This window comes from Dactylosporangium cerinum (assembly GCF_042653625.1).
Classification (GTDB): Bacteria; Actinomycetota; Actinomycetes; order Mycobacteriales; family Micromonosporaceae; genus Dactylosporangium; species Dactylosporangium cerinum.
The window spans coordinates 1-22,933 of the sequence record NZ_JBHSIU010000003.1; the positions used below are offsets into that span (position 1 = coordinate 1).

At 71.7% G+C, this 22,933-nt stretch carries 18 protein-coding genes and 1 pseudogene; all 19 read left to right on the plus strand.

Annotation, left to right across the window (positions count from 1 at the left end; all coding sequences use genetic code 11):
* Positions 1 to 186, plus strand: a 186-nt coding sequence (locus ACFPIJ_RS00500) for a hypothetical protein (protein ID WP_380112508.1), incomplete at its 5' end; no start/stop codon positions are given.
* 640 nt (positions 187 to 826) lie between these two features.
* Positions 827 to 2,233 (plus strand): heparan-alpha-glucosaminide N-acetyltransferase domain-containing protein, encoded by a 1,407-nt coding sequence (locus tag ACFPIJ_RS00505; RefSeq protein ID WP_380112509.1) that lies wholly within the window; start codon positions 827 to 829, stop codon positions 2,231 to 2,233.
* Between the two features lie 40 nt (positions 2,234 to 2,273).
* Positions 2,274 to 2,372 (plus strand): annotated as a pseudogene (locus ACFPIJ_RS00510) (DDE-type integrase/transposase/recombinase); the annotation flags it as partial.
* A gap of 120 nt (positions 2,373 to 2,492) precedes the next feature.
* Positions 2,493 to 3,422, plus strand: coding sequence for a helix-turn-helix transcriptional regulator (locus ACFPIJ_RS00515; protein WP_380112510.1), 930 nt, complete (start codon positions 2,493 to 2,495; stop codon positions 3,420 to 3,422).
* 87 nt (positions 3,423 to 3,509) lie between these two features.
* Entirely contained in the window at positions 3,510 to 4,280 is a 771-nt protein-coding gene (locus tag ACFPIJ_RS00520; RefSeq protein ID WP_380112511.1) for an IclR family transcriptional regulator, read from the plus strand.
* A 189-nt stretch (positions 4,281 to 4,469) separates the two neighbouring features.
* On the plus strand, positions 4,470 to 5,942 hold the full coding sequence (locus ACFPIJ_RS00525) for an aldehyde dehydrogenase family protein (protein ID WP_380112512.1): 1,473 nt from the start codon (positions 4,470 to 4,472) through the stop codon (positions 5,940 to 5,942).
* Positions 5,943 to 5,947: 5 nt separating this feature from the next.
* The gene (locus ACFPIJ_RS00530; protein WP_380112513.1) at positions 5,948 to 7,021 is read left to right on the plus strand and encodes a quaternary amine ABC transporter ATP-binding protein; all 1,074 of its coding nucleotides are present in this window, start codon (positions 5,948 to 5,950) and stop codon (positions 7,019 to 7,021) included.
* Positions 7,021 to 9,009, plus strand: a complete 1,989-nt coding sequence (locus ACFPIJ_RS00535) for an ABC transporter permease subunit (RefSeq protein ID WP_380112514.1) — start codon at positions 7,021 to 7,023, stop codon at positions 9,007 to 9,009. Before ACFPIJ_RS00530 ends, ACFPIJ_RS00535 begins: the two co-directional genes overlap by 1 nt.
* 21 nt (positions 9,010 to 9,030) lie before the next feature.
* The gene (locus ACFPIJ_RS00540; RefSeq protein WP_380112515.1) at positions 9,031 to 10,002 is read left to right on the plus strand and encodes an ABC transporter substrate-binding protein; all 972 of its coding nucleotides are present in this window, start codon (positions 9,031 to 9,033) and stop codon (positions 10,000 to 10,002) included.
* Positions 10,003 to 10,105: 103 nt separating this feature from the next.
* Positions 10,106 to 12,514 carry a GcvT family protein gene (locus ACFPIJ_RS00545; RefSeq protein ID WP_380112516.1) on the plus strand — a complete coding sequence of 803 codons (2,409 nt, stop codon included), beginning with the start codon at positions 10,106 to 10,108 and terminating at the stop codon, positions 12,512 to 12,514.
* Positions 12,511 to 13,716 carry a sarcosine oxidase subunit beta family protein gene (locus ACFPIJ_RS00550; RefSeq protein WP_380112517.1) on the plus strand — a complete coding sequence of 402 codons (1,206 nt, stop codon included), beginning with the start codon at positions 12,511 to 12,513 and terminating at the stop codon, positions 13,714 to 13,716. Before ACFPIJ_RS00545 ends, ACFPIJ_RS00550 begins: the two co-directional genes overlap by 4 nt.
* A gap of 17 nt (positions 13,717 to 13,733) precedes the next feature.
* Positions 13,734 to 14,003 carry a sarcosine oxidase subunit delta gene (locus tag ACFPIJ_RS00555; RefSeq protein WP_380112518.1) on the plus strand — a complete coding sequence of 90 codons (270 nt, stop codon included), beginning with the start codon at positions 13,734 to 13,736 and terminating at the stop codon, positions 14,001 to 14,003.
* Positions 14,000 to 16,864, plus strand: coding sequence for a 2Fe-2S iron-sulfur cluster-binding protein (locus ACFPIJ_RS00560; protein WP_380112519.1), 2,865 nt, complete (start codon positions 14,000 to 14,002; stop codon positions 16,862 to 16,864). Before ACFPIJ_RS00555 ends, ACFPIJ_RS00560 begins: the two co-directional genes overlap by 4 nt.
* On the plus strand, positions 16,854 to 17,423 hold the full coding sequence (locus ACFPIJ_RS00565; protein WP_380112520.1) for a sarcosine oxidase subunit gamma: 570 nt from the start codon (positions 16,854 to 16,856) through the stop codon (positions 17,421 to 17,423). Before ACFPIJ_RS00560 ends, ACFPIJ_RS00565 begins: the two co-directional genes overlap by 11 nt.
* Positions 17,420 to 17,734 (plus strand): bifunctional 3-phenylpropionate/cinnamic acid dioxygenase ferredoxin subunit, encoded by a 315-nt coding sequence (locus ACFPIJ_RS00570; protein WP_380112521.1) that lies wholly within the window; start codon positions 17,420 to 17,422, stop codon positions 17,732 to 17,734. The genes ACFPIJ_RS00565 and ACFPIJ_RS00570 overlap by 4 nt, the downstream gene beginning before the upstream one ends.
* Positions 17,731 to 18,912, plus strand: coding sequence for an NAD(P)/FAD-dependent oxidoreductase (locus tag ACFPIJ_RS00575; RefSeq protein WP_380112522.1), 1,182 nt, complete (start codon positions 17,731 to 17,733; stop codon positions 18,910 to 18,912). Before ACFPIJ_RS00570 ends, ACFPIJ_RS00575 begins: the two co-directional genes overlap by 4 nt.
* On the plus strand, positions 18,909 to 20,030 hold the full coding sequence (locus ACFPIJ_RS00580; RefSeq protein WP_380112523.1) for an aromatic ring-hydroxylating oxygenase subunit alpha: 1,122 nt from the start codon (positions 18,909 to 18,911) through the stop codon (positions 20,028 to 20,030). The genes ACFPIJ_RS00575 and ACFPIJ_RS00580 overlap by 4 nt, the downstream gene beginning before the upstream one ends.
* Positions 20,027 to 21,691 (plus strand): choline dehydrogenase, encoded by a 1,665-nt coding sequence (gene betA, locus ACFPIJ_RS00585; protein WP_380112524.1) that lies wholly within the window; start codon positions 20,027 to 20,029, stop codon positions 21,689 to 21,691. The genes ACFPIJ_RS00580 and betA overlap by 4 nt, the downstream gene beginning before the upstream one ends.
* 105 nt (positions 21,692 to 21,796) lie before the next feature.
* Entirely contained in the window at positions 21,797 to 22,927 is a 1,131-nt protein-coding gene (locus ACFPIJ_RS00590) for an ABC transporter substrate-binding protein (RefSeq protein ID WP_380112525.1), read from the plus strand.
* Positions 22,928 to 22,933 lie beyond the last annotated feature (6 nt).

A 22,933-nucleotide genomic window follows, 5' to 3' on the forward strand; every position in this document is an offset into this window, starting at 1 on the left:
TGGGGTCGCCACACCGCGCGTATCGACCTGCTTGACGGCAAGTGCGTCGAAGACGCCTGGCACGAACTCGACCAACCCGACCCGAAATGCCCGGTGCACCGCCGGGCGGAGGGCATACCTCAGTATCGTCAGCCCGAGCCGCCACTCGATCGTGTGCTACCCAGCGGACAACCCGTGCAGGTTTGAAATCGGCGTAGGTGTCGTGGGCGATGGATGCGACGTCGTGGCGGAGTTCATGGAGCCGGATCGGTGGGGCGTCGGACTGACGGGATCAGCTGGGGAATCGGCAGCTGGTGTGGCTGGTGGTTCGGTGTGCCCCATCAGCGCGGACGAACACGTCGACAGCGCCGTGCCATGTCTTGCCGACGGTGACGCGCCGGCGCGTTGCTCGGTTGACGCACGCCGCAGTCGAGTTCGACGTCGCTGCAGCGCAGTCCGCAGGCTTCGCTGCAGCGCAGTCCGCGCGAGTCGATGAGCCACCACAGCGCGATCGAGGGCTTCGCCGCTCGGGCGATGGGCCTGGCGTATGAGGCAGCGCGTGAGATCCCTGGCTGTCGCCAGCATGGCACGGCAGGCGATTTCAGGGCGTCCTCGCCGAGTGGGTGATCTCGTAGTGAGAAATCTTTGCCAACCGGCCCGGGCCTGAGCCGAGAACTGCCAGCATCGGTCAGCGCCGTCCGTACGGCGTCAACTCCTTCCTCCGATCAAGTCGGCGCTGCCGGGCCGCGCCCCGAGGCCGCCGACGACTGATACACCGACGCCGGGCCGGCCATCGACGAACTCGGCATCGACCTCGGACTCGACCTCGAAAATGCGGGATGCAGCCATGACCCAGCTCGCGACACAGAGACCCGACCTGGCCAGCCCGGCCGGCACTGCACCGCCGCCACCGGCGACGCCGGACCAGAAACGGGCGCGGCTGGTCGGGGTGGACGCCGCCCGGGGCGTGTCCCTGTTAGGCATGATCACCTTGCACGCCCTGTACGAGGCCGACGCCGCCGGCCACCCGACCTGGTCGGAACTCGCGTTCAGCGGCAAGGCCGCGGCCGCGTTCGCACTGCTGGCCGGGGTCGGCATCACATTCGCGACCGGCCGCCGGCCGGTCCGCCGGGCCGACGCCCGGCCCACGGTGGCGATGCTCGCCGTCCGCGCACTGGCGATCGGCACGATCGGACTGTTCCTCAGCGGCTCCGACACGATGCTGAACTCGGTGATTCTGCCCTACCTGGCCGTGGTATTCCTGCTGGCGATCCCGCTGGTGTTCCTGCGGACCTGGGCCGTAGCCGTGATCGGCGTGGTCCTGGCCACCGCCGGGCCGGTCGCCAACCACATCCTGCTGCCGCACCTGCCGGAACCCAGCCTGGCGAACCCGACATTCGCTCGCCTGGCCGACGACCCGGTCGGAATGCTCACCGAACTGTCACTCACCGGCTTCTACCCGTCGCCGGTCTGGCTGGCCTACATGTGCGCCGGGATCGTCATCGGCCGACTGAACCTCGCCAAGATCCGGACCGGGGCCGTGCTGCTCGCCGGCGGCACGGTCCTCGCCGTCGCCGCGAAGACGGCCTCGTCCTTCCTGCTGCACCGGTACGGGCTGGCGCACATCTGGTCGGCGCAACCGGCCAGCGGGCTCAGCGTGGCGCAGACCAACGACCTGCTCACGTTCGGCGGCAACGGCTACACCCCGTCGTCGACCTGGTGGTGGCTGACCATCGAAGCCCCGCACACCAGCACCCAGTTCGACATCCTGGGCACCACCGGAATCGCCGTCGCCGTGCTCGGCCTCCTGCTGCTGCTCGGCCACGTGAACGTCCGGTTCCTGCGCCATCTGATCACGGCCGTGCTGGTGCCGCTGGCCGCGGTCGGCAGTATGACCCTGAGCTTCTACGCCGCGCACGTCATGTTCATCAACTCCGAATACGACACCTACAGTGCGACAGCCGGCTGTCTCGTCCAACTCATCGCCGTGGTGTTCATCGCACTCGCTGTGCGGTACACCGTGGGCCGCGGCCCGCTGGAGGCCGCCGTCGTCGCATTGGCCACCTGCGCCCGCCGGCTGGCGGCCACCGCATCGCCCGGCCTGCGGCCCATGCGCCCCGAGGAACCAGCGGACGCCACAGCACAGCTGGAAGCCGCCGGGGACGACGCACCACCCGTGCGCGCGACGGCGACGCCCGCAGTGCCGGCCGCAGAGCCCGTTGCATTGATCGATGCCCTGGTCAGGCAGGCTTGAACGGTGAAGCACTCAGCGTTCGCCGGGTTCCGGTTCCCACGGCGTCTGGCGGTACGTGTACCGCGCCGTCGACCAGCACGGCCAGGTCATCGACGTACTCGTCTCCGCCTGCCGCGACGCCGCCGCGGCACGAGGGTTCCTCCCAGGGCGCTGACCACATTGAAAGTCGGTGGTCATGCCGCCATCCTGCCGACCGAAACCGGTCACCCCATGACCGGTTTCCTGTGGAAATGTTGTCGGGATGCGAGCCGACCGACTGATGGCCATCCTGCTTCTGCTGCAGCAGCGCGAGCAGGTGACAGCGGCAGAGGTCGCCCGGGAGCTGGAGATCTCCGAGCGCACCGCCCGCCGCGACCTCGACGCTCTGGGCATGGCCGGGGTGCCCGTGTATTCCGTGCAGGGCCGGGGCGGCGGCTGGCGCCTCGTGGGCGGCGCCCGCACCGACCTGTCCGGGTTGACCGCGGGTGAGGCCCGCGCCCTGTTCCTGGTGGCCGGCCCGGCCTCGGCCGCGACGCCGGCCGTGAAAGCGGCGCTGCGCAAGCTCGTCCATGCCCTGCCGGAGCCCTTCCGGGTGCAGGCCGAGGCGGCCGCGTCGGCGCTGGTCACGGACCCCCGACGATGGGGGGCGGATCGGGTGGAGCACCGCCCGCCGCGCCTCCTCGACGAACTCCAGGACGCGGTGATCCGCGGCGTCCAGGTGCGGCTCGGCTACGTCGACCGCACAGGCGCCGAAACCGAGCGAACCGTCCACCCACTGGGCATCGTCGCCAAAGGGCCGTCGTGGTACCTCATCTGCAACACCGAGGCCGGCCGGCGGACCTTCCGGATCGACCGCGTGTCGTCCGTCGACCCGACCGCCGATCCCGTGCACCGGCCCGAGGGCTTCGACCTCGCCGGGAGCTGGCGCGAGATCGCCGACGAGGTCGACCGCAAGCGAATGCCCCTCGAGGCCCGGGCGGTCTGCGTGCCGCACGGGATAGGCCTGCTCCGGATGGGGTTCGGCGGCCGGCTCGAGGTGGGAGGTCCCACCACCGACGGCCGCGTCGAGGTCGTGATCCGCGGCAACGACGAGTACGTGCTCGCCGGCGAGCTCGCCGGGCTGGTCGAATGGCTCGAGGTGACCGGCCCTCCGGGCGTGCGGGACCACCTGGCCTCGATCGGCAGGGCGCTCGTCGAGCGATACGCCTGAGCCGTGATCATCGCGATCCACCGACACCTCGGCGATGCTGACCGAGGCCATCCATGAGTACGCCCCGGTGAGACATACTGTTGCTCTATGGGCAACAGTTCACACAACGGCTCGCCGGTCCAGTCGGTGGATCGGGCGGTTACGGTACTGGAGATCCTGGCCCGTGCGGGCGAGGCCGGGGTCACCGAGATCGCCGCGGAGCTCGGCGTGCACAAGTCCACCGCGTTCCGGCTGGTGACTGCGCTGGAGAACCGTGGCCTGGTGGCTCAGAACGTCGACCGGGGCAAGTACCGGCTCGGCATGGGCATCCTGCGCCTGGCCGGCGCCACCACCGCCCGCCTCGACCTGGTGCAGGAGAGCCGGCCCGTGTGCGAGGCGCTGGCCCGGGAGGTCGGCGAGACGATCAACATCGCGGTGCTGGCGGACGGCGCGGCGCTGTACGTGGACCAGGTCGCCGGGCCGTCGGCGCTGCAGACCCGCAACTGGGTGGGCCAACGCCTTGCGCTGCACGCCACCTCCAACGGCAAGGTGCTGCTCGCGTACCTCGCGCCGCACCTGCTTGCCGAGTGCCTCGCCCGGCCGCTGGAGCGCTACACCGACCACACGCTGGTCGACGCGGCCCGGCTGGAGGCCGAACTGGTCGACACGCGCGCCCGCGGCTACGCCACGACCGTCGATGAGCTGGAGATCGGCCTGACCGCTGTCGCCGCGCCGGTACGCAACCTGGACGGCGCGGTGGTGGCGGCGGTGAGCGCGTCCGGCCCGAGCTTCCGGCTGACCCCGCTGCGGGTGCCCGAGGTGGCCGAGGCCGTACGGCGCTGCGCCGACGAGGTCTCCCGCCGGCTGGGCGCGTCCTGACGCTCCCGGGACGCTGCCGGACGTTCCCGAACATCGCGACCGCGTTTCGGCGATGTAGAGGATCGCTCACGACTCTTCGAAAGCCTTGACTGCCGATGTCTGCCGGGCGGACACTGTCGCGCATAGCAAGACGAGTTGCGCCCTAAGCAACACCCCCGCAGAGACACGCGCCCCGGACATCGAGGTCTCATGCCGGAACTGTTTATCGCAGGCAAGTGGACGCAGTCCTCGGGAGGCGGACGGCGCGACATCGTCTGCCCGGCCGACGGCCGGCACGTCGCCACGGTCGACGAGGCCGGCCCGGCCGACACCGAGGCTGCCATCGCCGCCGCGCGGGCCGCCTTCGACGAAGGCCGGTGGCCGTCGACGCCCGCGGTCGAACGCGGCGCCATGCTGCTTCGCATCGCCGACCTGCTCATGCGCGACCGTGACGAGATCGCCCGGGCCGAGTCGCTGGACACCGGCAAACGGCTGGTCGAGAGCGAGTACGACGTCGCCGACGCCGCGGCCGTGTTCCGCTACTACGGCGGCCTGGCCGGCGCCGACGCGGGTCGCGTCGTCGACACCGGCAACCCGGACGCGATCAGCCGGATCGTGCACGAGCCGGTCGGCGTCTGCGGGCTCATCACGCCGTGGAACTACCCGCTGCTGCAGGCCTCGTGGAAGGTCGCGCCGGCCCTCGCCGCGGGCAACACGTTCGTCCTCAAGCCGAGCGAGCTGACGCCGTCGACCAGCATCCTGCTGGTACACCTGCTGGAGGAGGCAGGAGTCCCGCCCGGCGTGGCCAATCTCGTGCTCGGCGCCGGTCCGGCGGCGGGCGCGCCGCTGGCCGCACACCCCGATGTCGACCTGGTGTCGTTCACCGGCGGGTTGGACACCGGGCGGCGGGTCATGGCCGCCGCCGCCGACACGGTGAAGAAGGTCGCGCTGGAGCTGGGCGGCAAGAACCCCAACGTGGTGTTCGCCGACGCGGACGTCGAGACCGCACTCGACTACGCGCTGACCGCCGTGTTCCTGCACTCGGGCCAGGTCTGCTCGGCCGGCGCGCGACTCGTGGTGCAGGACGGCATGCACGACGACTTCGTCGCCGAGCTGGCCGCGCGGGCCGGCCGGATCCGGCTCGGCGGCCCGTTCGATCCGGACGCCGAGGCCGGTCCGCTCATCTCGGCGGCGCACCTGGCCAAGGTCGAGGCGTACGTCGCGATGGGCCTGGCCGAGGGCGCCCGGCTCGTCTGCGGTGGCCGGCGCGAAGGCGGGCTCGGGCACTTCTACCGGCCGACGATCCTCGACGGGTGCCACACCGGAATGCGGGTGGTGCAGGAGGAGTCGTTCGGCCCGGTGCTCACCGTCGAGCGGTTCCGGACCGAGGACGAGGCGGTCCGCATCGCCAACGACACGATCTACGGCCTCGCCGGCGCGGTGTGGACGCAGGACGCCGGCAAGGCCCAGCGGGTCGCGGCGAGGCTCCGCCACGGCACCGTCTGGATCAACGACTACCACCCGTACGTCCCGCAGGCGGAGTGGGGCGGCTTCAAGCGCTCCGGCGTCGGGCGGGAGCTGGGGCCGAGCGGCCTGGCCGAGTATCGCGAGACCAAGCACATCTGGCAGAACGTCCGGCCGCGGCCGCAGCGGTGGTTCGGATCCGAACCAGAGGGACGGTGAGGCGCATGTCCGTGCTCCAGGTGCCCGTGCAGGGCGCCGAGCAGCAGCTCGAGCCGGTCTTCGCGGTCAAGGGACTGTGGAAGATCTTCGGTCCCCGGGCCGGGAAGATCATCGGCCGGCCCGAGGCCGACCTGCGCGGCGCCGAGCTGATGGCCCGGACCGGGTGCGTCGCCGCGGTCCGTGACGTCTCCTTCGACGTGCGGCCCGGCGAGGTGTTCGTCGTCATGGGGCTGTCCGGCTCGGGCAAGTCGACGCTCATCCGGTGCCTGACCCGGCTGGTGGAGCCGACGGCCGGGCAGATCCTCCTGCACGGCGAGGACATCCGCGAGGCGGGCGCCGGCGAGCTGCGCGAGCTGCGCCGGCACCGCTTCTCGATGGTGTTCCAGCACTTCGGTCTGCTACCGCACCGCCGGGTCCTGGACAACGTCGCGTACGGGTTGGAGGTACGCGGCGAGAAGAAGGCGCAGCGGCGGGCCCGCGCACAGCAGATGGTCGACCTGGTCGGGCTGGCGGGCCGCGAGCAGCTGTACCCCGACCAGCTCTCCGGCGGCATGCAGCAGCGCGTCGGCCTGGCCCGCGCCCTCGCCGTCGATCCGGAGATCCTCTTCTTCGACGAGCCGTTCTCCGCGCTCGACCCGCTGATCCGCCGTGACATGCAGAACGAGGTCATCCGGCTGCACCGTGAGGTGGGCAAGACGATGGTCTTCATCACGCACGATCTGAGCGAGGCGCTCAAGCTCGGCGACCGCATTCTGGTGATGCGCGACGGCGAGATCGTCCAGATCGGACGGCCGGACGAGGTGGTCGGCGCGCCGGCCGACGATTACGTGCGCGACTTCGTCCGCGACGTGCCCCGCTCCGACGTGCTCACGCTGCGCTGGATCGCCAGGCCCGCGACGCCGGACGATCCGCTGGACGGTCCGGTGCTCGCCGCCGACGTGGTCATCCGCGACGCGGTCCGTGCCGTGCTCGGCGCGGACCGCCCGATCCGGGTGCAGGCCGGCGACGAGGTCCTCGGGGTGGTCGGCGCGCCGGAGATCCTGGCCGTGATCGCCGCGGAACGGGCGGGGGAGGGCTGATGGCCACGGCCGGGATGAGCGTGCCACGGCGCCGGCTCGCCCGCCTGGACCCACGCTGGGGCGTGCCGGTCGTCCTCGCCGTCTGGCTCCTGCTGTGGGTCGTCCTGCGCGGGCACGCCACGCTCGCGCTCGACAACGCGGAGCTGACCTCGGTGCATCTGCGGCTGAACCGGCTCAACGACGCGATCGGCGCGAGCCGGAACTCCAACCCGGTCTTCGTGTACTTCCTCAACGACATCCGCTCGGCGATCGACGCCTTCGTCACGTTCATCCAGCACCTCATCAGCCAGCCGAGCGCCGATCGCCCGGTGCCGCAGATCGGCTGGCTCGGCGTCGTGGCGATCGCCACCACCCTCGCCTACGGGTTCGGCAACTGGCGCGTCGCGCTGCTCACCGCCGCCGGCTTCGTGCTCTTCGGCCTGCAGGGGCTGTGGCAGGAGAGCATGGACACGCTCGCGCTGACCCTCGCCACGGTGCTGCTGACCGTGCTGTTCGGATTGCCGCTGGGCATCTGGGCCGGCGTGAACCGCCGGGTCGACGCCGTGGTCACCCCGGTGCTCGACTTCATGCAGACGATGCCGTCGTACGTGTACCTGGCGCCGCTGGCGCTGTTCTTCCTGATCGGGCCGGCGTCCGCGGTCATCGCGACATTCATCTATGCGATACCGCCGATCATCCGGATCACCGCGCACGGCATCCGCGACGTCGACGAGTCGACCGTCGAGGCCGCCCGGGCGATGGGCTCCACCCGATGGCAGATCCTCACCCGGGTGCAGCTGCCGATGGCGAAGCGGACCATCGTGGTGGGCCTGAACCAGACCATCATGGCGGCGCTGTCGATGGTGACCATCGCGGCGCTCATCGCCGCGCCCGGCGTCGGGCAGACCATCATCCGCGCGCTGACGACGCTCAAGGTCGGGGTGGCCTTCAACGCCGGGCTCGCGATCGTCGTCATGGCGATCGTCCTGGACCGCACGACGACGGCCGCGAGCCAGCGGGCCCGGCCCCACCGCACCGACCGCGCCGGGGGCCGGACCTGGTTCGACCGGCGGCTCGCCGTGCTCGCCCTGACGGCGGTGACGATCGTCTGCGTGTACCTCTCGCACACCTACGTGTGGGCCGCCACGTTCCCCGGCACCGCCCCGGACCTGGGCGGGACCATCATCAGCGCGGTGGACTCGGCCACGAACTGGGTGCAGCTGCACCTCGCCGGGGTCACCGGCGCGTTCAAGGACGTCATCAGCTACGGCCTGCTCAACCCGCTGCAGGCGGTCCTGGCCGAGGGGCCGTGGTACCTCACCGGCTCCGCCGTCGTGCTGCTGTCGCTGCTGCTCGGCGGGCGGGTCGCGGCCCTCGTCACGGCCGGCTGCCTCGGGCTGATCGTCGCCCTCGGCGTCTGGTACGACGCCATGTTCACGCTCGCGGCCACCCTGGTCGCCACGGTCATCGTGATGCTCCTGGGCGTCGTCGTCGGCGTGTGGATGGCCCGCAGCGCCGCCGCCGACCGGGTGATCCGGCCGGTCCTGGACGCTGGCCAGACCATGCCGGCGTTCGTCTATCTCGTGCCGTTCCTCGGCCTGTTCGGGGCGAGCCGGCTGACCGCGATCACCGCGGCGGTCGTCTACGCCGCGCCGGCCGCCGTCAAGCTCGTCGCCGACGCCGTGCGGGGCGTGTCGCCCTCCGCCGTCGAGGCCGCCACCGCTTCCGGGTCGACGACCTGGCAGATCATCACCAAGGTCCAGCTGCCGATGGCGCGACGCGGTCTGGCCCTGGCCGCCAACCAGGGGATCATCTACGTCCTTTCCATGGTCGTGGTCGGCGGCCTCGTCGGGGCCGGCGCGCTCGGCTACGACGTCGTCGCCGGCTTCGCGCAGATCAGCCAGTTCGGCAAAGGCCTCGCCGCCGGCGCCGCGATCGTCCTGCTCGGGGTTCTGCTGGACCGGACCGCGCGGGCGGCCGCCAACCGGACCGGGCGGGCGCACCACTGACTAACGACAGAAGGAGGAGCGGTGTCGAGTACGTCGAAACGGTCGGTCCAGTGGGTGGCGCTCACCGCGGTCGTGGGCCTGGCGCTCGCCGGCTGCGGTGGCGAGAAGATCGGTGGTGGCACTCCGGCCGCCAGCGGTAGCGCCAAGCCCTGCGGCACGGTGAACCTCGCGATGAACGCCTGGGTTGGCTACACGGCCAACGGCGCGGTGCTCGGGCAGGTCCTCAAGGACAAGCTCGGATGCACCGTGGTGGAGAAGAACATCGACGAGCAGGTCTCCTGGCAGGGCTTCGGCACCGGCGAGGTGGACGTGATCATCGAGAACTGGGGTCACGAGGACCTGGCCAAGAAGTACATCACCGAGCAGAAGGTGGCGGTCGACTTCGGGCCGACCAAGAACTCCGGCTACATCGGCTGGTACGTGCCGCCGTGGATGGCACAGCAGTACCCGGACATCACCAAGTGGGAGAACCTCAACAAGTACGCGGACCTGTTCAAGACCTCCGAATCCGGCGGCAAGGGCCAGCTCCTGGACGGCGACCCGTCGTTCGTCACCAACGACGCCGCGCTGGTCACCAACCTGAAGCTGAACTACAAGGTGGTCTACGCGGGCAGCGAGACCGCGCTGATCCAGGCGTTCCGGCAGGCCGAGGCGCAGAAGAAGCCGGTCATCGGCTACTTCTACGAGCCGCAGTGGTTCTTCAGCGAACTCAAGCTCGTACGCGTGGAACTGCCGCCGTACACCGCCGGGTGTGACGCCGACGCGCAGAAGGTCGCGTGCGGGTACCCGCCGTACACGCTGAACAAGGTCGTGAGCAAGAAGTTCGCCGACTCGGGCAGCCCGGCGGTGGCCGTGGTGAAGAACTTCAACTGGACCAACGACGACCAGAACCTGGTCGCCCAGGACATCTCCGTGAACAACATGACGCCGCAGGCGGCGGCGAAGAAGTGGATCGACGCCAACCCCGACAAGGTCAAGGCCTGGCTCGGTTAATCGCTCGCAGCGGTCGCCGCGCCATTGACGGGCGCGGCGACATCGCCGCAGACTGTTGCGTAATACGTTGTGCGTTGCGTAGAGCGAAACAAGTGGAGGTGCCATGCCTCGGGTCGTCATCATCGGCGCCGGCATCGTCGGGTGCGCCCTCGCCGACGAACTCACCGCGCGCGGCTGGACCGACGTCACCGTCCTGGACCAGGGACCCCTGTTCGCCACCGGCGGCTCCAGTTCGCACGCGCCCGGGCTGGTGTTCCAGACCAACGGCAGCAAGACCCTCGCCGACTTCGCGCAGTACACGGTGCGCAAATACGTGGAGCTGGGCTGTTTCAACCAGGTCGGCGGTCTCGAACTGGCCACGACGCCGCAACGCCTCGCGGAACTGCACCGCCGTCACGGCTGGGCCACCGCATGGGGGATCGGCGCGGAGATCATCCCGCCGGAGGCATGCGCCGACCTGCACCCGCTCATCGCGGCGGATCGGGTACTCGGCGGGCTGCACGTGCCCAGCGACGGCCTTGCCCGTACCGTCGCCGCCGCCGAAACACAGGCCCGCGCGGCGCAGGCCCGCGGCGCCACGTTCCTCGGCGGCCACGAGGTCCTCGACGTGCGGGTCACCGGCGGGCGGGTGCGGGCGGTCGTCACCGCCCAGGGCGAGTTCCCGGCCGACGTCGTGGTCTGCTGCGCCGGCATCTGGGGCCCGCGCGTGGCCCGCATGGTCGGCATGACCCTGCCGCTCACGCCGCTCGCGCACCAGCTGGCGTGGACCGGCCAGGTCCCGGCGCTCGCCGGGCAGACCGCCGAGGCGACCCACCCGATCCTGCGCCACCAGGACCACGACCTGTACTACCGCGAACGCCACGACCGGCTCGGCATCGGCTGGTACGGCCACCGCCCGCTGCCGATCGACGCGGACGAGATCGTCGCCGTCGATGCGGCCGAGACGATGCCGTCGATGCTGCCGTTCACCGAGGCCGACTTCGCCCCCGCCTGGCAGCACACCCTGCAGCTGCTGCCGTCGACGGGGGAGGCGAAGCTGGACACCGGGTTCAACGGGCTCTTCTCCTTCACCCCCGACAACATGCCGCTGCTCGGCGAGTCCGCGCAGGTCGGCGGCTTCTGGGTGGCCGAGGCGGTCTGGGTGACGCACTCCGCCGGTGTGGCCCGCGCCGTCGCCGAGTGGCTCGTCGACGGCGCCGCCACCACGGACCTGCACGACTGCGACGTCAACCGGTTCGAGCCGCACCAGCGCGGCCCCGAGTACGTGCGCATGCGCGACTGCCAGAACTACGTCGAGGTGTACGACATCATCCATCCGCTGCAGCCGATGGAGGCGCCGCGGCCGCTGCGGACCAGCCCGTTCTACCCGCGGCAGCAGGAGCTGGGTGCGTACTTCCTGGAGGCGTCCGGCTGGGAACGTCCACAGTGGTACGAGGCGAACGCCGGCCTGCTCGACGGCCGTGACATCCCCCGGCCCAACGCGTGGGCGGCCCGGTACTGGTCGCCGATCGTCGGCGCCGAGGCACAGGTCACGCGCGAGCGGGTCGCGCTGTTCGACATGTCGGCGCTCAAGCGCATCGAGGTGAGCGGGCCGGGCGCCCTCGCCTTCCTGCAGGGGCTGAGCACCGGCCAGCTGGACAAGTCCGTCGGCTCGGTCACCTACTGCCTGCTGCTCGACGAGCGCGGTGGCATCCGCAGCGACATCACCGTCGCGCGGGTCGGCCCCGAGGAGTTCCAGGTCGGCGCCAACGGCAACCTCGACCTGGACCTGCTCACCCGGCGGGCGGTCGGGACGGGCGTCGTCGTGCGTGACATCACCGCCGGCACCTGCTGCGTCGGGGTGTGGGGGCCGCTCGCCCGGCAGCTCCTGCAACCGCTCACGACCACCGACCTGTCCAACGAGGGGCTGCGCTACTTCCGCGGCACCCGCACCTACGTCGGCACGGTGCAGGTCACCGCGCTGCGACTGTCCTATGTGGGCGAACTGGGCTGGGAGCTGTACACCACCGCGGATCTCGGGCTGAAGCTGTGGGACACGCTGTGGCAGGCGGGGCAGCACCTCGGCGTCATCGCCGCCGGCCGGGGCGCGTTCACCAGCCTCCGCCTGGAGAAGGGGTACCGGGCGTTCGGCGTGGACATGACGCCCGAGCACGACCCGTACGAGGCGGGCCTCGGCTTCGCGGTACACCTGAAAAAAGGCGAATTCGTCGGACGATCGGCCATCGAGGGGCGCGACGCACCCCGGCGGAAGCTGACCTGCCTCACCATCGAGGACCCGGCCCAGGTGGTGCTCGGCAAGGAACCGGTGTACGACGGGCAGCGCTGCGTCGGCTACGTCACCAGCGCCGCGTACGGCTACACGATCGGGCGCGGCATCGCCTACGCGTGGCTGCCGGCCGAGCTGTCGGTGCCCGGCACGTGCGTGCAGATCGGCTACTTCGACGAACGCGTCGACGCGGTCGTGCGCGCGGAACCGCTGTTCGACCCGGAAATGCAAAGGCTGCGGTCATGACGGAGCCGCCGGAGTTCTTGTGGACCGAGCCGCAGCTGCGGCGCGGATACGACGTCGTCATCGTCGGCGCCGGCGGGCACGGCCTGGCCACCGCGTACTACCTGGCCCTCAACCACGGCATCACGAACGTCGCGGTGCTGGAGCGCGGCTGGCTCGCGGGCGGCAACATGGCCCGCAACACCACGATCATCCGCTCCAACTACCTGTGGGACGAGAGCGCCGCGATCTACGAGCACTCGCTGCGGCTGTGGGAGACGCTCGCCGACGACCTCGACTACGACATCCTGTTCAGCCAGCGCGGCGTGCTCAACCTCGCGCACAACCTGTCCGACGTCAGGGAAGGCCGGCGCAGGGTCAACGCCAACCGGCTCAACGGGATCGACGCCGAGTGGCTCACCCCGGCCGAGGTGAAGAAGCTCGTGCCGATCATCAACGTCTCCGAGGATCTCCGGTACCCGATCATGGGGGCCACCTTCCAGCCGCGTGGCGGCATCGCCAAGCACGACTACGTCGCGTGGGCGTACGCGCGGGCCGCGCACCGCCTCGGCGTCCACCTCATCCAGAACTGTGAGGTGACCGGGTTCGTCCGCGACGGCGAGCGGGTCACCGGCGTCACGACGAGCCGGGGAACGATCGAGGCCGGCCGGGTGGCGCTGTGCGCCGCCGGGCACACGTCGGTGCTGGCCGCGTCGCTCGGGTTCCGGTTGCCGCTGCAGAGCCACCCGCTGCAGGCGCTCGTGAGCGAACTGCTCGAGCAGGTGCTCAACACGGTCGTCATGTCCAACGCCGTGCACGTCTACGTGTCGCAGGCGCACAAGGGCGAGCTGGTGATGGGCGCCGGCATCGACGCGTACAACGGCTACGGCCAGCGTGGCTCGTTCCACGTCATCGAGAGCCAGCTCGCCGCCGCGGTCGAGCTGTTCCCGATTTTCGCCCGCGCGCACGTGCTGCGGACCTGGGCCGGCATCGTCGACGTGTCGCCGGACGCGTCGCCGATCCTCGGGCTCACCCCGGTCGAGAACCTCTTCATCAACTGCGGCTGGGGCACCGGCGGGTTCAAGGCGACGCCGGGCGCCGGCTGGGTCTACGCCGACACGATCGCCGGCGGGCGCCCCCACCCGCTCGCCGCACCGTTCGCGCTCGAACGGTTCACCACCGGTGCGCTGGTCGACGAGCACGGCGCCGCGGCCGTGGCGCACTGAGGGGAGGGATCGCCGAGATGCTGTCCATTCCGTGCCCCTGGTGCGGACACCGCGACGAGACCGAGTTCCGCTACGGCGGGCAGGCCGGCGTCGCCTACCCGCCGGACCCGATGGCGCTGCCGGACACCCGGTGGGCCGAGTACGTCTTCATGCGGGACAACCCCAAGGGATTCTTCGCCGAGCGGTGGTGCCACACGGCCGGATGCCGCCGCTGGTTCACCGTCGTGCGGCACACCGTCTCGAACGAGATCCAGCCCGCCGGTCCTGCCACCGGAGACGGGCGATGACAGCGGGGCAGTTCCGGTTGCCGGTCGGTGGTCGCGTCGACCGGACCCGCGCCGTCACGCTGCGGTTCGACGGCCGGGAGTACCCGGCGCACCCCGGCGACACCCTCGCCTCGGCGCTGCTGGCCAACGGCGTGCGGATCGTCGCGCGCGGCCCGTACACGGGTCGCCCGCGCGGCGTCGCCGACCTCGGCCCGGCCGAGCCGCACGCGTTCGTCCAGGTCGACAGCGGTCCGGGCGAACCGATGGTCCGTGCGACCACGCTGGAGGTCTACGACGGCCTGACCGCCCGGTCGCTCGCCGGCAAGGGCGAGCTGCCGGACACTCCGGACCCCTCGCGGTACGACAAGACCTGGATCCACGTCGACGTGCTCGTCGTCGGTGGCGGCCCGGCCGGGCTGGCCGCCGCGCTCGCCGCCGGCCGGACCGGCGCCCGCGTCCTGCTCGCCGACGAACAACCGGAGCTCGGCGGTGCGCTGCTGGCCGAGCGGCCCTCGCCGGCACTGGACCGGGTGCCGGCGATGGCCGCCGAGCTGGCCGCGCTGCCCGAGGTGCGCGTGCTCAACCGGACGGCCGTCACCGGCTCGTACGACCACAACTTCCTCGTCGCGGTGCAGCGGCGCACCGAGCACCTCGGCGGCGCGGCACCGGCGCACGTGGCGCGGCAACGGCTCTGGCACATCCGCGCGCGGCGCGTCATCCTGGCCACCGGCGCGCACGAGCGTCCGATCCTCTTTGCCGGCGGGGACCGGCCCGGTGTCATGCTCGCCGGAGCCGCCGCCGGGTACGCCTGGCGCTACGGGGTGCGCACCGGCCAGCGCGCGATCGTGTTCGGCGCCCACGACCGCGCGCTGCGCGACGCGCTGGACCTGCTCGACCTGGGCGTGGAGCTGACCGGTGTCCTCGATGCGCGCGCCGGCGCACAGGGGCCGCTCATCGAGGCGCTGCGGGGCAGGGGAGTGCCGGTCTGGACCGGGCACGGCGTCACCGGCACGCACGGCGATGCGGGCGGCGTGCTCACCGCGGCACACGTGGCGCCCATCGACGTGCACGGCTCGCCGTCCGGCCCGGCGCGGCGGATCGAGTGCGACCTCCTCGCGGTGTCCGGCGGCTGGAATCCCAACGTGCACCTGTACAGCCAGGCCGGCGGGCGCACCTCCTGGTCCGACGCCGTGGCGGCGTTCGTGCCCGGCGCGGCCGTCGACGGGCACCGCCCGGTCGGCGCGGCCAACGGCACGTTCGACCTGGCCGAGGCGATCGCCGAGGGCGAGGCCGCCGGTCACCAGGCCGCCGGTCACCAGGCCGCCGGTCACGAGGCGCCGACGCGCCCGCGTGCGCGGCCGGTGGCGCCGGGCACCGGGCCGGCCACGCTGTGGCTGGTCGAGCCCGGGGCCGGTCGCGAGGACCAGGTCTTCGTCGACGCGCACCGCGACGCGACCCTGCGCGACCTGCGCCGGGCCGTCGGCGCAGGGATGAGCTCCAGCGAGCACGTCAAGCGGTACACCACCATCGGCACCGGCGCCGACCAGGGCCGGACCTCGGGCGTGGCGGGCGCCGGCGTGCTCGCCGCCACCCTCGGCCGGCCGGTCGGCGAGCTCGGCACCACCACCCACCGGCCACCGGCCACACCGATCTCGTTCGCACTGCTCGCCGGCCGGGACCGCGGCCAACTGCTCGACCCGGTGCGCCGGACCCCGATCCACGAATGGCACGAGGCGAACGGCGCGGTCTTCGAGGACGTCGGGCAGTGGAAGCGCCCCTGGTGCTACCCGCGGCCCGACGAGGATCCCGACGCCGCGGTGCTGCGCGAGTGCCGCGCCGCTCGCGAGGGCGTGGCGATGATGGACGTCAGCACGCTCGGGAAGATCGACCTGCAGGGCCCCGACGTCGGGGTGCTGCTGGATCGGATCTACACCAACCGGTTCTCCTCGCTCGCCGTCGGCCATTGCCGGTACGGCGTGATGTGCCGGCCGGACGGGATGATCTTCGACGACGGGGTGACCGCCCGGCTCACCCCGGACCGGTACCACCTGACCACCACCACCGGCAACGCGGCCGCGGTGCTCGACTGGCTCGACGAGTGGCTGCAGACCGAGTGGCCGGACCTGCGCGTGCACGCCACCTCGGTCACCGACCAGTGGGCGGCGGTGGCGGTCGTCGGGCCGCGCGCCCGCGACGTCGTGCGGGTCCTCGCGCCCGACCTCGACGTCTCGGCCGAGACGTTCCCGTTCATGACGGTGCGGGAAGCGACGCTGCGGACCGCGGACGGTGGCATCCCGGCGAGGATCTTCCGCATCAGCTTCACCGGCGAGCTCAGCTACGAGATCAACGTGCCGGCGTGGCACGGCCTCGCGCTGTGGGAGGCGGTGCACGCGGCCGGGATGCCGTACGGCATCACCCCGTACGGCACCGAGGCGATGCACGTCCTGCGCGCCGAGAAGGGGTTCATCATCGTCGGGCAGGACACCGACGGCACCGTCACCCCGGCCGACGCCGGCCAGCGCTGGGCGGTGTCGACGGCGAAGCACTTCATCGGCGAGCGTTCGTTCCAGCGCGCCGACACCGCCCGCGCCGGCCGCAAGCAGCTCGTCGGGCTGCTCCCGGCCGACCCGGACACCGTCATCGCCGAGGGCGCACAACTGGTGGCGGGCATCCCGCCACCGATACCGGCGGCGATGCTCGGGCACGTCACCTCCAGCTACCGCAGCGCCGCGCTGGGCCGGACGTTCGCGCTCGGCCTGCTCGCCGGCGGGCTCGACCGGCGGGGCGAGACCCTGTTCGCGGTGTCGGACGGGCAGACCCATCCGGTCGTGGTGGTCGAGCCGGTGTTCTACGACAAGGAAGGCGCGCACCGTGACGGTTGACGTCCACAGTGGACCGCATCCGCGCCGCAGCCCGCTGGAGCACCTCGCGGGCGAACTGGCCGCGACCGGCAGCGCGGCGACGGTGCACCTGCAGGAACTGGCGTTCCTGCAACAGCTGGAGGTGCGCGTCGAGCCGGGTGGTGCCGCCGCGACCCGGCTGGCCGCCGTTGCCGCGACGCGCACCCTGCTCTGGCTCGGCCCGGGTTGGCACCTGCTGGTCGACGAGCCCGGCGAGTCGCTGGAACCGTTGCTGCGCAGCGAACTGCGCGACGAGCACTGCTCGGTCGTCGATGTTTCCGCGGCGCGTACCGTGCTGCAGCTCACCGGACCGCGGGCGCGCGACGTGCTCGCCCACGGCTGTTCGCTGGACCTGCACCCGGGAGTGTTCATCGTCGGCGGGTGCGCGCAGACCAACCTGGCCAAGGCGCAGGTCGTGCTGCACCGGCCCGGCCCGGACCGCTACCACGTGTTCGTGCGCGCCTCGTTCGCCGACTACCTGGCCCGCTGGCTGCTCGACGCAATGGTCGAGTATGTGACGGCGGCGGGGGTACCGGCATGATCGCGGTGTGCGCCCTCGCGCAGCTGGCGCCCGGCGAGGCCCGGCGGCTCGACGTCGACCCGCCGATCGCGGTGTTCCGCACGGAGGACGGCGACGTGTACGCGATCGACGACACGTGCACCCACCAGGACGCGTCCCTCACCGACGGCTGGCTGGAGGGGTGCGAGGTCGAGTGCCCGCTGCACGCCTCGCGGTTCGACCTGCGGACCGGCCGGGTCGACGCGCCGCCGGCGAAACGGCCGGTGCGCACGCACCGGGTGGACGTGGTCGAGGGCACCGTCTACGTGACGCCGTCGGTGAGCGCGCCATGAAGCGGGTCGTCATCGTCGGCGCCTCCCTGGCGGGCCTGTGCACCGCCCGCGCCCTGCGCGCGTACGGCTTCGACGGCGAGCTCGTGCTCGTCGGCGCCGAGGCGCACCGCCCCTACGACCGGCCGCCGCTGTCCAAGGAGTTCCTGGCCGGGCGGTACACGGAGGAGGACCTGACTCTGGAGAGCGACGGCGAGGACCTCTCGGCGCGCTGGCTGCTCGGGCGGACGGCGACCGGACTCGACCCGGCGTCGCGGACCGTCCACCTCGACGGCGGCGCCACGCTGCGCGCCGACGGCATCGTCCTGGCCACCGGCGCCGTCGCGCGCGAACTGCCGGGCCACCCCCGGACCGGTCGGCCGCCGGGCGTGCACACGCTGCGGACGCTCGAGGACGCCCGGGCACTGCGCGCCGAACTGGCGACGGCGCGCCGCCTCGTCATCGTCGGTGCCGGCTTCATCGGCGCCGAGGTCGCCTCGACCGCCCGCGCGATGGGCGTGGATGTCACCGTGGTGGAGGCGCTGCCGACGCCGCTGGCCGGCCCGCTCGGCGTCGCGATGGGCGCGGCGGTCGCGGCCCTGCACGCCGAGCACGGGACAACGCTGATCTGCGGCGTCGGCGTGGATCGCGTCACCGTCGGCGGTACCGGGCGCGTGGAGGGTGTGAGCCTGCGCGACGGCCGGCACCTGCCCGCCGACGTGGTGCTCGTCGGCGTCGGTAGCCGCCCGGCGGTCGACTGGCTGGCCGGCTCCGGCCTGACCGTCGAGGGAGGCGTGCGCTGCGACGCGCACGGCGCGACCAGCGCGCCCGGCGTCGTGGCGGTCGGCGACTGCGCCAGCTGGTACGACCCGGACCTGGGTGCCCACCACCGCACCGAGCACTGGACCTCGGCGCGCGAGCGGGCCAGGACGGCCGCGGCGACGCTGCTCGGCGCGGCACCACCCACCCCGGCGCCCGCGTACTTCTGGTCCGACCAGTACGGCGCCCGGATCCAGTTCGCCGGACACGCGCTCGCCGGCGACGACGTCAGCATCGAGGACGGCGACGTGGCCGGCCGCAGCTTCCTGGCGGTGTACCGGCGCGCAGGGCGCCCGGTCGCCGTCCTCGGCATGAACCGCACGCCGGCCTTCTCCCGTTGGCGACGCCGGCTCGCTGCCCCACTGCCCTTGGAGGCGCCGTGACCCTCAGCCTGCCACCCAGTCTCATCGCAACGCTGCCGGGCAACGCGTACACCGACCCGCAGGTGTTCGCCCAGGAGCAGGAGCGCATCTTCGAGGCGATGTGGTTCTGCGCGGCCAGATCCGACGAGCTGGCCGCGCCGGGTGCGTTCCGGACCGTCCAGGTCGGCCGGGAGGGCATCCTGGTCACCCGGGCCCGCGATCAGTCCGTGCGGGCGTACTTCAACGTCTGCCGGCATCGTGGCGCCCGGCTGTGCACGGAACCGAGCGGCACGGTGCAGCGGGCGTTCCGGTGCTACTACCATGCGTGGACCTACGACCTCGGCGGCCGCCTGATCGCGGCCCCGAACCTGACGAAGATGGCCGACATCGACCGCGACGCCTACGGCCTGGTGCCGGTCCACGTCCGCGAATGGCTCGGGTACGTGTGGCTGTGCCTCGCCGACGCGCCACCGTCGTTCGAGGAGCAGGTCATCGGCGCGGTGACCGAGCGCCTCGGCGACCCGGCCGCCATCGAGCGATACGGCATCGAGCAGCTGGCCCTCGGCCGCCGGATCGTCTACGACGTCAAGGCGAACTGGAAGCTCATCGTCGAGAACTTCATGGAGTGCTACCACTGCGCGACCATCCACCCGGAACTCGTCGAGGTGCTCCCCGAGTTCGCCGACGGCTACGCGGCGCAGTACTACGTCGGGCACGGCGCGCAGTTCGGCGCCGACATCGAGGGGTTCACCGTCGACGGCTCGCCCGGGCTCGACCGTATCCCGGGCATCGCGCCGGAGCAGGACCGCCGCTACTACGCGGCCACCATCCGGCCGCAGGTGTTCCTCAACCTGGTGCCCGACCACGTGATCCTGCACCGGATGTTCCCGCTCGCCGCCGACCACACCGTCGTGGAGTGCGACTGGCTCTACCTGCCGGACGTCGTGGGGTCCGGCAAGGACATCGAACGTTCGGTCGAGCTGTTCCACCGCGTCAACCTGCAGGACTTCGAGGCCTGCGAGCGGTGCCAGCCGGCGATGAGCTCCCGCATGTACGCGCGGGGCGGCGTGCTGGTCCCCAACGAGCATCACATCGGCGACTTCCACGCCTGGATCACCAGTCGGTTGGGCGTGCGATGACCGACGTCGACTTCGTCATCGTGGGCGGCGGATCGGCCGGCAGCGTGCTGGCCAACCGGCTCTCCGCCGACCCCGCGCACCGGGTACTGGTCCTGGAGGCCGGCCGGTCCGACTACCCGTGGGACGTGTTCGTCCACATGCCGGCGGCGCTGACGTTCCCGATCGGCAGCCGCTTCTACGACTGGCGGTACACCTCGGAGCCGGAACCACACCTGCACGGCCGCCGGATCTACCACGCCCGCGGCAAGGTGCTCGGCGGATCGAGCAGCATCAACGGCATGATCTTCCAGCGTGGCAACCCCCTGGATTATGCGCGGTGGGCCGCCGATCCCGGCATGTCGGCCTGGGACTACGCGCACTGCCTGCCCTACTTCCAGCGGATCGAGAACTGCCTCGCCGCCGCACCGGACGACGCGTTCCGCGGCCACGACGGCCCGCTCGTGCTGGAACGCGGACCGGCCGGCAACCCACTGTTCCAGGCCTTCTTCGCCGCCGTGCAGGAAGCCGGCTACCCGCTCACCGACGACGTCAACGGCTACCGGCAGGAAGGGTTCGCGCCGTTCGACCGCAACGTCCACCGTGGACGGAGGCTCTCCGCGGCGCGCGCCTACCTGCGCCCGGTGATGCGCCGAGCGAATCTGCGGGTGCGCACGCGGGCGTTCGTGACGCGGGTGCTGTTCGAGGGCACCCGCGCCGTCGGCGTCGAATACCGCCACGGCGGCACGCTCCGGCAGGTCCGCGCCGGCGAGGTCATCCTGTGCGGCGGCGCCATCAACTCGCCGCAGCTGCTGCAGCTGTCGGGCGTCGGCAACGCCGCGGAGCTGGCCGTGCTCGGCATCGACGCGGTCGCGCATGTGCCGGGCGTCGGCGAGAACCTCCAGGACCACCTGGAGGTCTACGTCCAGCACGCCTGCACTTCTCCCGTCTCGATGCAGCCGAACCTGCAGAAGTGGCGCTACCCGTGGATCGGCTTCCGCTGGCTGTTCCTGCGCGCGGGCCCCGGCGCGACGAACCACTTCGAGGGCGGCGGATTCGTCCGCGGCAACGAGGAGGTCGCCTACCCGAACCTCATGTTCCACTTCCTGCCGCTCGCGGTGCGCTACGACGGCTCCGCCCCCGCCGGCGGCCACGGCTACCAGGTGCACGTCGGCCCGATGTACTCCGACGCGGTGGGCTCGGTCAAGATCACGAGCGCCGATCCGCAGGTGCCGCCGGCGCTGCGCTTCAACTACCTGTCCACGGAGAAGGACCGGCGGGAATGGGTCGAGGCGATCCGCGTGTCGCGGCACATCCTCGGACAGCCGGCGCTGCAGGGGTACGACGGGGGAGAGCTCTCGCCCGGGCCCGGCGTGGAGACCGACGAGCAGATCCTGGACTGGATCGGCCGGGAAGCGGAGACGGCGCTGCACCCGTCGTGCTCGTGCCGGATGGGCACCGACGAGTCGGCGGTCGTCGACCCGTCGAGCCTGAGGGTGCACGGCGTCGACGGCCTGCGCGTGGTCGACGCCTCGGTCATGCCGTACGTCACCAACGGCAACATCTACGCACCGGTGATGATGCTCGCCGAGAAGAGCGCCGATCTCATCCTCGGTAACACCCCGCTCACGCCCGCCGACGTCGAGTTCTACCAGCACGGGGCCGCGGACAGGCCGCACCCATGATCGTCATCCACAGGCCATCGAATGGCTACCGAATGTCCTGCCCGGATGGGCAATGATCACGTCCGGCCGGGCGGCTCCATGCCCGGCCGCTTGAAGGAGGCTCCTATGCACACCCGATTTGCCCGCGCGGGCGCACTCGTGGCGACCTCGCTCCTGGCCGTCTCCGTCGCTGCGTGCTCGCCGCCGGAGAAGGAAAGCCCGGCATCGTCGAGCAACGCCGCGACGGCGGTCAGCGCCGCCGACCTGGGCGGCATCGACCAGCTCGTCGCGGCCGCGAAGAAGGAAGGCCAGCTCAACGTCATTGCGCTGCCGCCGGACTGGGCCAACTACGGCGAGATCATCAAGGCGTTCGAGGCGAAGTACGGCCTCAAGGTCAACTCCGCGCAGCCGGACGCCTCCAGCCAGGATGAGATCAACGCCGCGACCCGGCTGAAGGGCCAGGGCAACGCGCCGGACGTGTTCGACCTGGGCGGCGCCGTGGCGCTGGCGAACGTGGCGATGTTCGCCCCGTACAAGGTCGCCACCTGGGCCGAGGTGCCCGACGCGCTCAAGGAGGCGGGCGGCGCCTGGATCAACGACTACGGCGGCTACATGTCCATCGGCTACGACGCGGGCAAGGTGCCGGCGCCGACCTCGGTCGCCGACCTGCTCAAGCCGGAGTTCAAGGGCAAGGTCGCACTCAACGGCGACCCGACGCAGGCCGGCGCCGCCTTCAGCGGCGTCGTCATGGCGGCCCTGGGCAACGGTGGCTCCGCCGACGACGTCGCCAAGGGCGTCGACTTCTTCGGCCAGCTCAAGAAGGCGGGCAACTTCCTGCCCGTCGACCCGACACCGGCCACGATCGAGTCCGGTCAGACCCCGGTCGTCATCGACTGGGACTACCTCAACGTCGCGCAGGGCACGAAGCTCAAGGGCAAGCTCGACTGGAAGACGGTCGTGCCGGCCAACGCCGTGGTGGGTTCCTACTACGTGCAGGCCATCAGCAAGGACGCGCCGCACCCGGCCGCGGCCCGGCTGTGGCAGGAGTTCCTGTACTCCGACGCCGGGCAGAACCTCTGGCTGAAGGGCGGCGCGCGGCCCGTGCGCGCCGACGCGATGGACAAGGCAGGCACGCTCGACAAGGCGGCGTACGCGTCGCTGCCGCCCGTCACCGGAACGCCGGCGTTCCTCACCGACGCGCAGACCCAGAAGGCCAAGGACTACCTGGCCGCCAACTGGGCCAAGACGGTCAGCTGACCGTCG